Raw genomic sequence first — 9286 nt, forward strand, 5'->3', positions numbered from 1 at the left:
TTCCCATACCCCATACTTGAGGGGCTCCGACTTTTTCAACACCCCATTCAACCGTTGATGAATTTAGATTGGTCGTTTTTACCTTTGGTTGGATTGGTGTGATTATTTGCCGCGTTTCATTCGGCAGAATTTTTGCTACCTCCGGAAATGCTGCCAATTTGTCCATCACAGCCTTGGTTGCTGTCACCGCTATCGCATTCACAACATAGAACGATTGAACGCTTTTCACTTCTCCTTTTTGCTTTGCTTTCTCAAGATAGTCCATTACTTCCGACTGAGTTTCCATCGCAGTATTTCGTAATGTCGAAACAACAGCCGAACGAACCTGTAATTTTGCACTTACTTCTGTGAGTTTCTGTTTCTTTGCTTTTTCTGCTACTTCCGTTGCAACTTTAGTTGTATCAACCTGATCTTCAAACTTCAATAGGAATGTGATCTGATCCTGATCCTTAAATTGTTTAATAAGCTTAGAATCTACCTTATTTTCAATAGATGTGTTTTTAATTGCCGATATTGGCTTACTCTCTATAGAATCTCCTTGTGCTACTGCGATATTGGGAAGAACAAGGCTGATAAAGAGAATGATAGACACTAATAAACTTAAAGAAAAATGCAACCTACTTATACTATTTCTCAAATGGGGGAAACTCCTCTCAACTTTTTATTTGAATAACCGATAACCCTCTAAGTTTCATGGTTATCATACAACTTACAACTAGACCTCCTTTGTATTTATAAAAGACTACATAATAGTATAAGTATTCTGAAATATTGACAATACAACATTTTTGATTGAACCCATCAAGAAATTAGATGGATAAAACTGTATATATAAGTAAAAACAAAAAAAGTGACTGGTACTTAAGACCACCCACTTGTACATTATAAGATGTTCGTTGAGAGTAAATTATTTTTCAGCTGCTGTATTCCCCATTGCAATAGAGATCCTATTCCAACTGTTGATTTGATTAATAATTAGAACAAGGTCAACATACTGTTTTTCATCATAGTGTTTACGCACTCGTTGATAAAGCTCATCAGGAACGCGTTTTGTTGGAATTAATGTCACGTACTCTGTCAACTCTAAAGCTACTTTTTCTGCTTCCGTATAGAATTCACACTCTTCCCAAGCACTAACACAATATATTCTTTGTTCAGTTTCACCCATTTTTCGAGCATCTGCTGTGTGCATATTCAAACAATAAGCACAGCTGTTAATCTGAGAAGCCCGAATTTTTATAAGTTCACGAAGTTTACGGTCTATACCTGTAGTTTTCGTATATTTCTCCATTTCCATCATAATCTTAAGTGCTTCTGCTGCTACATTATAATATTCAATTCGTTGTTCCAATTTAATTACCCCCTTAAAATAGTTCACTTAATAAATATTTGAAGATAATATCTTAAATACCAATTACAGATAAGATTAATCGACGATTAACTATATCTATAATAAGTTGTATATTTTATTATGTCAACCCTCAATTAAGTAATAGTTGAAACAAAAGTATGTTTGACAAAGAATTAAAACATTTCTAAGATTAATTAAAGGAATTACTTTTTATCTATGAAGAAGGTGTTTTTAATGCAATATAGTATTGGAGTTGAGTATGCACTTCACTGTCTCGTTTATTTAATTGATATTCCTGAGGATTCTCCCACTGGAATAAAGGAACTTTCCTTTTTTCAAGGTATTTCAGATACATATCTCTCAAAGATTTTTACTAAATTATCTAAGGCTGGTATTGTAAGTTCAGTTCCTGGGGTTAAGGGTGGTTATAAACTCGCTAAACCCCCAGAAGAAATTTCCTTTTGGGATGTAATCGAAGCAGTTGAAGGTCCTAAGCCAATTTTTCAATGTAAAAATATTAAAGATAATGGTTATTTGTATAGAGAAAACTGCTGTTCAGCTCCCTCCTCTTGCACGATCAATATAGTTATGCTCTCTGCAGAGGAAAAAATGCGTGATTTCTTGCGTAGTAAGACACTTGCATGGTTAAATGAAGAGCTTGATCATGTCTTATCCAAACAAATACGTGAGGATACTCGGAAATATTTTTCAAAGAACAGCCAGTAGAACAAACAAACCTCTGCTGAAATTCCTTTATTAAGAGGAATTTCAATAGAGGTTTGTTCTTTGTCATGGAAGTGCATATCTTCTCATTGACTATTAATAACTATAACTTTGTTTGTAATGAACACCTCTAACCTAAAAACAGCCAAATCCAAGAGATTTTCTATCTTCTTTTATGAATTTTTCCACTCTAGATTGATAGTTATTAAGTAATAGGTACTAATCATCATTTTTCGGAATATTAAAAAATCACAAATTTATCTAAAAAAACTCCCTACTTCGTATGTCCCTCCCTCTCGTAAACTTAGTTTGAAAAGAAAGCGTTTACTTACATTGTAGGGGTGATTGTCTATAACATAATGTTCTACTATTTTTTTGTTTTGCTGTGTTAAATACGTCAGTTGATTTGCCCTTTTGGCGCTTCTATCAACGTAATTTATGACCTTTCGCACAGCCTATTATTTAAGTCTATTAAAACGGGGGAGGAAAAAAAGGTGGGTTTATTAAAAAAGATAAAAAAAGCAGCTGTATTATCTGCAGGAGCACTAATGTTGTCTTCGCTAGTGATTCCTTATGCCTCGGCTGACCCAGGAAATGAGAACAAGGCAGAGGTCAAAACAGTCCCTCAACTAAGTGTAACTTCTAAGGATATTCTTACCATCAACGGTAAAGAGTACAAAGATTTAAATAATAACGGAAAACTAGACAAATATGAAAACTGGGACCTCCCAGTAAATGTACGTGTAAAGGATCTTGTTAAGCAGATGACCCTTGAGGAAAAAGCCGGGATGATGTTAATCTCCTCACATTATATGGGTAACAGCCGATCATGTCCTGATACGGGGGAATTTGTAACGTGTGAGCAAGATACAGTAACAAAGACTAATCGCTGGTCCGTTCCTGGTCAGCAATTCTATGAGTTTAATCCGCCGATTGTTGAAGCTTCTGCTGCTACAAAGGGCATTCAGGAACGAAATTTACGTTACTTAATTATTCGTGACAATCCTTCCGCAAAAGATTTAGCCACATGGATCAATGAGTTGCAAAAAATTGCAGAGGATACAAGACTAGGAATTCCTGTCGTCATGACATCGAATCCTCGAAACCATGCAGGAAATTTAGCATTTGGTTTTAGCGAAGCTTCTGGTCAGTTTTCTGTATGGCCTGGTGAATTAGGACTTGCTGCCACACGCGATGCCGACCTTGTAAAGGAATTTGGTGAAATTGCCGCAAAAGAATGGACCTCTACAGGAATTCGTAAGGGTTATATGTACATGGCAGATGTCGTGACAGACCCTCTTTGGAATCGAATCAATGGTACTTTCGGTGAACATCCTGACCTTGCCTCTGAAATGATATATGCCGTGGTTAAAGGGTTCCAAGGTGACGAACTTGGCACACATAGTGTCTCTTTAACGACAAAGCATTTCCCTGGCGGCGGTGCTCGTCAAGATGGTCATGATCCACATTATGAGTGGTCTAAATTCAATCCTTATCCAACTGAAGGTAGTTTATATAAGTACCACCTTCCATCCTTTAAAGCAGCGATTGAAGCCGGTACCACATCAATTATGCCTTATTATGCGTACCCAAGTAATGAACACAGCGTACCACAGTTAAAGAACGGCGAAGAGTTTGAAGAAGTGGGCTTTGCATACAACAAAAGGCTGATAACAGATCTGTTGCGCAAAGAGCTTAAATTCAAGGGATATGTAAATAGCGATACTTCGATAATCTATTCCATGCCTTGGGGAGTTGAAGATCTGACAAAGCCTGAACGGTATGCGAAAGCCATTAACGCAGGAACCGATATTGTTTCCGGTGAAGCGGATCCTACTGACCTCATCAAGGCAGTCAAAGATGGCTTAATTAAAGAGAAACGAATCGACGAAGCCGTAACAAGACTTCTAACAGAAATGATGGTATTAGGTTTATTTGAAAATCCGTATGTTGATCCGGATAAAGCACAATCGATAGCTGATGACCCAGCTTCACAGGCAAAAGCAGATGAAGCTCATCGTAAATCCATAGTCTTGCTACGTAATGATGACAACACATTACCGCTAAAAGATGATAAGGTCAAAGATATTAAACTATTTGTTGAGGTATTCTCCTCCGGAACGACTGGACAAACTAGAACAGCTGATTTGAAAAAGTCCATAACGCAATATGATCCATCTATTACAGTCGTTGACAACCTGGCGGAAGCTACTCATGCATTAGTATATGCGATTCCAAACACAGTACCTGATCGTCCGGACATTCCACTTTCTGTGGCACTAGGTGCAGAAACAGGGATTAATGTTGAAAGAATCAAAGAAATTGAAGAAGCAGTTCCAACCATTCTGACAGTCAATATGACCAGCCCTTGGCTGATCGGAGAGATTGAAGAAAACGCAGCAGCTACATTAGCAGTTTTCGGAGTGAAAGCAGAAGCATTAGTTGATGTTATTCGCGGCAAATTTGCACCAACAGGAAAACTTCCATTTACCATTCCTGCTAATCAGGAAGCGGTAGATAACAACAACGGGGATGTTCCAGGTTATGATGAAGATCCTTCTTATGTATACCGTGATAAAAATGGTAATGCATATGGGTTTGACTTTGGTCTAACTTATGATGAGAAAACAAATCGTAATCAATAAGGTATAAAAGGATTAAAATGGGCTGACTTAGAAAAGTCGTTACGATACGGCTAATATAAGTCAGCCAATCTTTCTTTTATTGCACAGGTATTCTCTAAGGTTATATCCTTCGTCCAATGTGTTTCTTTTTACTCACGTTAATTACTTTTTTTGATACTTATTTAATTTGGATGTAATAGATACTGGTTTTCTCTCCTGTTTTACAAGTTTTAAGTTGGATGCCCAACGGATTCCTGACTCGTAATTTTGGGTATTTTCCTTTTTCACTAGGTTCTCTAATCGTTCTTTGTTCTTTTCTATGGACTCTTCAACAGAGAGCATCCGGCGAGTTGGGAACGATAGTCCAGCAAGAATGGTTGTGATCGTAGGGTCAGATTCTGTGATATAAGTTCCTTCGAATAATTGCAGCGGATCCCCCACCCTCTCAAAGATGGAAGGTACATTAATCAGCTTTGAAATGTTCTCTGGTCCCTCATAGATAAGGCCAGCTCGGATTACTCCTTGTGATTCAACAGGGCAGAAAATCGAGTTCTCCCAAGAAACCTGTACTTTCTTTGAGACCTCCGAGGTATTTTTCGCGTCCGTTATCGGAGCGGAAGCGATAATCGTTATGCCTCTGGATCCAAGGATATTCATTAGATCTGTTTCATCGAAATTGCCAAAGAATGAACTCTTCTTCGTTATTTTCAGAAGATGGTTAATGGCCTCTATGGCTTGAAGATTAGCAGCAAGGTAAATTTCGTGTTTACTGGATTGTGGTTTCAATTTACGCATTTGATCATTGTCGACGAGGAATACAGAAGAAATGCCTTCTATATTGGAAAGTTCTTCGATACACTCCGCTGTATTAATACGATTTCCCGCTAATACATTTCGTTCAGGAATAACCGCGATCGCCCCTACCTTGATACCAGGCAACTGATCGACTAACAGATCAATTAACATTGGACTCATCCCAGACCCTGTGCCACCGTCCGTTGAAAAAGCCACTAAAAGGAGCTTGATGTTTTTAAAGGAACTGCTGACAAAATCAATAATCTCCTTATAGTTTTCTTGAAGCGCCCGTAATCCTAATGAACGATCTTGACCTGCACCATTATATCCTGGGACAAAATACTTTTTTTCTACCCGCGTGTTTACAACACCATCACGTTGATTCGTATTAATTAAAGCTGTTTGAAAATTCAAGGCTGATGCAATTTCCGCTATATTCCCACCTGCTTGACCTACGCCCAAGATTCCAATCGATTTCACCAAACACTCCTCCTTATTAGCTAAAATCTTATCTAAGTTGAAAATTTTGAAGGATTTTTAACCAAATCATTGATATGGATAAAAACAACCTTAAAACATTTGTACTATTTAAATGGGCAGATTATGACCGAAAACAGTCCTACTCTTTCATTAAATCTATTTTTATGGCAAGACTTGCCGTGACTATCGTGGGATTAGCGCATACTTGATCCACATAAAGCTTTGTTCTTCTACTTTTCATTTTACATTCATTGATAATATGCTTAGAATGGTCGTTATGGAATACTAAACTTAGTTTAAAAGATTAAAAGGAGTTAATGATATGATTAATGTTTTATTTGTTTGCTTGGGAAACATTTGCCGTTCACCAATGGCTGAGGCATTGTTTCGTGACTTACTGAAAAAGGAAAATTTGTCTGAGAAAGTTACTGTTGATTCAGCTGCTACAAGTTCTTGGCATATAGGTTCTCCCCCTCATAAAGGAACCCTTACCATTCTAAAAAAATACAACATTTCATCAGATGATCTTGTTGGACGACAATTAACAAAGGAAGACTTTGAAAAGTTCGACTATATCATTGGGATGGATGAGAGCAATGTAAAGAACATTTTCGATATAACAGGTAAACCTCAGCATCCAAAAATCATACGTCTGCTCGATTTAACGGAACATAACAAAGATGTCCCTGATCCGTATTACACGGGAGATTTTGAAGAAACCTATCAGCTGATTACAGATGGCTGTCGAGCATTGCTCGAAAAAATTCGTAATGAACAAAACTTAACCTAAAAAATATCCCACCAATATTAAGATTGGTGGGATGATTATTATTTAAATGATTACATAGAATTATTTCCTTAAACTTTTTCACATTCTTCTACTTTCTTCTCCGTCTGTTTAATTAATAAGATCATTTCATTCCAGGAATTTTGTGTATTAATATCTTGTGAATGTGCTAGATTGTTGCGAAGGTTTTCTAATTTCTTGAAGAAATCCTTACCTTTACTTTTTGATTCAATACCCAAAAACTCTCTTACAATCACGTTGATTCGTATTAATCAGAGCTGTTGGAAAATTCAAGGCTGATGCAATTTCCGCTATATTCCCACCTGCTTGACCTACGCTCAAGATTCCACCCTTAATCTCCGTAAGATGTAAAAAAAATAACAGATAAATCGTACCAACTGTCTCAGGTTACAACCACAGACCTGTATGGATAAGAAAAAAGAATGCAGCAAACTTTTTCCTAATATTTGTATAAATCAGTTGGTTTCGTTGAAGAAATCAACTGCTTTATTTTTGAATTTTAACTATTTTACTACTTTTTCTTTCTTTTTGCTTTCGTCGATTGGAGCCGGAGCCATGCTCTGGTCATTGGCTGTCAAATCAATGCCAAAGTCTTTGGCAAACACCATGTGTGTTTCCACTAGCACACCTGCAGTGTTTTCATCTAAATTGAATACCCTAGCACCACGTAATCTATTGCGGTCAGCGCCCGGAAGACCATATGTACCAAAACCAGTGTTTCCGGCATAACCAAGAAGAATCCCATAATAATTACCCATAAACGTGTTCACATGATCATGGCCGCAGAAAACACCCTTGACATCTCCTCTTTCCAACATGGCTGAGAACATGCCACTGTTGATTGGACCTGGACATTCCTCTTCATTCCTTTCTCCCACAATAGTATGCTTATTCACAGCGATAGCATGATGTTGGTCCGATCTTCCGTCAACGCTGGCAAACCACATATATCTATGTTCCCAGAGAGGGATGTGAATGAAGACGAGTGAAGGAACCTTATGCCCCCATTGCTGCTCCAATTTTTTGGAAGTCTCGTAATACCAGCTTACCTGGTTAAAACGGAGCCAGTCCCAGGTCGGGTAACCATGAAAGTCTTGACCTGCTATGGTGTTAGGCGCATATCTTCCACTGTCCAGTAGCCAGAGGTTAAAAGCCGCATCCGTGCCTTTGGAATTTTTGATTAGTAGATTCATATTTCCGGTTCCAGTAATATCTTTTACTCCAGGCTTGTTCATATTGTATTTGTAAGACATGTAAATCTCGAGCATGTCCTCTTCATTAAGCCCGCTTTTTGGAGTTGAATCCTCATCATGATTTCCGTAAGTAATAGCCCACTTAATCCCTCTTTGCTCCATCGGCTGTGCGACATTATTAATCGCTTGCTTCATCTCGGTCGGCGTATCACAACCACCTGTAATGTTGTCACCGTTAAGGACAACAAAATCCGGTTTTTCAGTATCAAGCACTTTTTCCATCAGCTCGATCGTACGACGGTCAATGTTTTCATCATCTTGTGTATCGTTAAACTGTACGATTTTGAATTTTCCGTCTGGATTAAATTGAAGCTTAACATCATCATTTAATTCAGCGTGAGCTTTACCCGTGAACAAATCACCAGGAAGGACAGCTGATCCAAGTGTTAAAGCAAGTGTACTCATTCCACCGATTTTTATAAAACTTCGTCTGTCCAACCCTTTTTGCAACTCATGATTACTCATAATAAAATCTCCATCCCTTTATAGAAATTTTTAAAAAAGTAAATCTATTAAAAGAATAGCAGAGAAGTTTTAATTCTAAGTTTATCCTTTGTAAATTATTGATTATGAATTGGTAAAGATTTCATCGATTTAACAATCTTGTTTAATCTTTATTTCATTTTTGCGGTTTACTAGATTTTCCAAGGTATAATTATCTTTAATATTTGGGTACAAATTCCTGCTTATTGCATTTTTAGTAAATATTCAATATTTCCCCTTTTCATATCCTGCTTTAAAGTGAATCATGATGAGGCGAATTATAAGGAAAATGAAGTAGTTAAGTATAGAACATATTTCGGGTACCTACAACTATTACTGGTTAGTTTTTTCAATTCTCCTAGGTATTCCTTTTTCATATATTGCTTTAGGCCTTCGTTGGAAGATGATTGTCTTTAAAGATTTCATTTACAATGTATGGCTTTTGCGATTGCCATGGGCAAGTAATTTCCCAACATTGAAAAATATCGCTTCAAAAAGAATCTCCCCCTTTCATTATCAAAAACAAACATAACCCATCTCTATTAACAATATTCCTTCCTAGTAAACCGTATTCCTATGACAGCAACAGTTTCCTAAACTATAGGTAGGAGTTTCGAATCCTCTCTAGGCATCCATTAACAATTTTCTTGTCCGTATAATACGTGGATCTACTTTCATCTCTTCCATATTTATCCCTCTCTTTTCTATGAATAGACAACAATTTAATTTGTTTGTTGTTTAGACGATAAAACATCAAAACTGATGATTG

General features: G+C 37.2%; 7 protein-coding genes. 3 read left to right on the forward strand and 4 right to left on the reverse strand.

Annotated elements, in window-relative coordinates; translation table 11 throughout:
- Both CHI06_RS25045 and CHI06_RS25050 read right to left on the reverse strand, forming a co-directional pair.
- A partial coding sequence (locus tag CHI06_RS25045; protein ID WP_179292778.1) for a protease inhibitor I9 family protein occupies positions 1–637 on the reverse strand: 637 nt, incomplete at its 3' end.
- Positions 638–907: 270 nt separating this feature from the next.
- Positions 908–1351, reverse strand: coding sequence for a carboxymuconolactone decarboxylase family protein (locus CHI06_RS25050; protein ID WP_095251329.1), 444 nt, complete (start codon positions 1349–1351; stop codon positions 908–910).
- 234 nt (positions 1352–1585) lie between these two features.
- Here CHI06_RS25050 and CHI06_RS25055 point away from each other — a divergent pair, with 234 nt between their 5' ends.
- Complete coding sequence (locus tag CHI06_RS25055) at positions 1586–2077, forward strand: Rrf2 family transcriptional regulator (protein WP_095251330.1); 492 nt, start codon at positions 1586–1588, stop codon at positions 2075–2077.
- A gap of 491 nt (positions 2078–2568) precedes the next feature.
- The gene (locus CHI06_RS25060) at positions 2569–4719 is read left to right on the forward strand and encodes a glycoside hydrolase family 3 protein (RefSeq protein WP_095251332.1); all 2151 of its coding nucleotides are present in this window, start codon (positions 2569–2571) and stop codon (positions 4717–4719) included.
- A 141-nt stretch (positions 4720–4860) separates the two neighbouring features.
- On the opposite strand, the gene CHI06_RS25065 is transcribed toward CHI06_RS25060, so the two are convergent.
- Positions 4861–5973 carry a tubulin-like doman-containing protein gene (locus tag CHI06_RS25065; RefSeq protein ID WP_095251333.1) on the reverse strand — a complete coding sequence of 371 codons (1113 nt, stop codon included), beginning with the start codon at positions 5971–5973 and terminating at the stop codon, positions 4861–4863.
- A 322-nt stretch (positions 5974–6295) separates the two neighbouring features.
- Here CHI06_RS25065 and CHI06_RS25070 point away from each other — a divergent pair, with 322 nt between their 5' ends.
- Positions 6296–6763, forward strand: a complete 468-nt coding sequence (locus CHI06_RS25070) for a low molecular weight protein-tyrosine-phosphatase (protein WP_095251334.1) — start codon at positions 6296–6298, stop codon at positions 6761–6763.
- A gap of 521 nt (positions 6764–7284) precedes the next feature.
- On the opposite strand, the gene CHI06_RS25075 is transcribed toward CHI06_RS25070, so the two are convergent.
- Positions 7285–8499 (reverse strand): metallophosphoesterase family protein, encoded by a 1215-nt coding sequence (locus CHI06_RS25075; RefSeq protein ID WP_095251336.1) that lies wholly within the window; start codon positions 8497–8499, stop codon positions 7285–7287.
- Positions 8500–9286: the final 787 nt, after the last annotated feature.

The sequence above is a fragment of the Bacillus sp. 7884-1 genome (genome assembly GCF_002272245.1).
In the GTDB taxonomy this organism is placed as follows: domain Bacteria; phylum Bacillota; class Bacilli; order Bacillales; family Cytobacillaceae; genus Neobacillus.

Bases quoted from the DNA above. Each gene is read 5' to 3' on its own strand.
- CHI06_RS25055 (WP_095251330.1), top strand. From the start codon at position 1,586: ATGCAATATAGTATTGGAGTTGAGTATGCACTTCACTGTCTCGTTTAT.
- CHI06_RS25070 (WP_095251334.1), top strand. From the start codon at position 6,296: ATGATTAATGTTTTATTTGTTTGCTTGGGAAACATTTGCCGTTCACCA.
- CHI06_RS25075 (WP_095251336.1), bottom strand. From the start codon at position 8,499: ATGAGTAATCATGAGTTGCAAAAAGGGTTGGACAGACGAAGTTTTATA.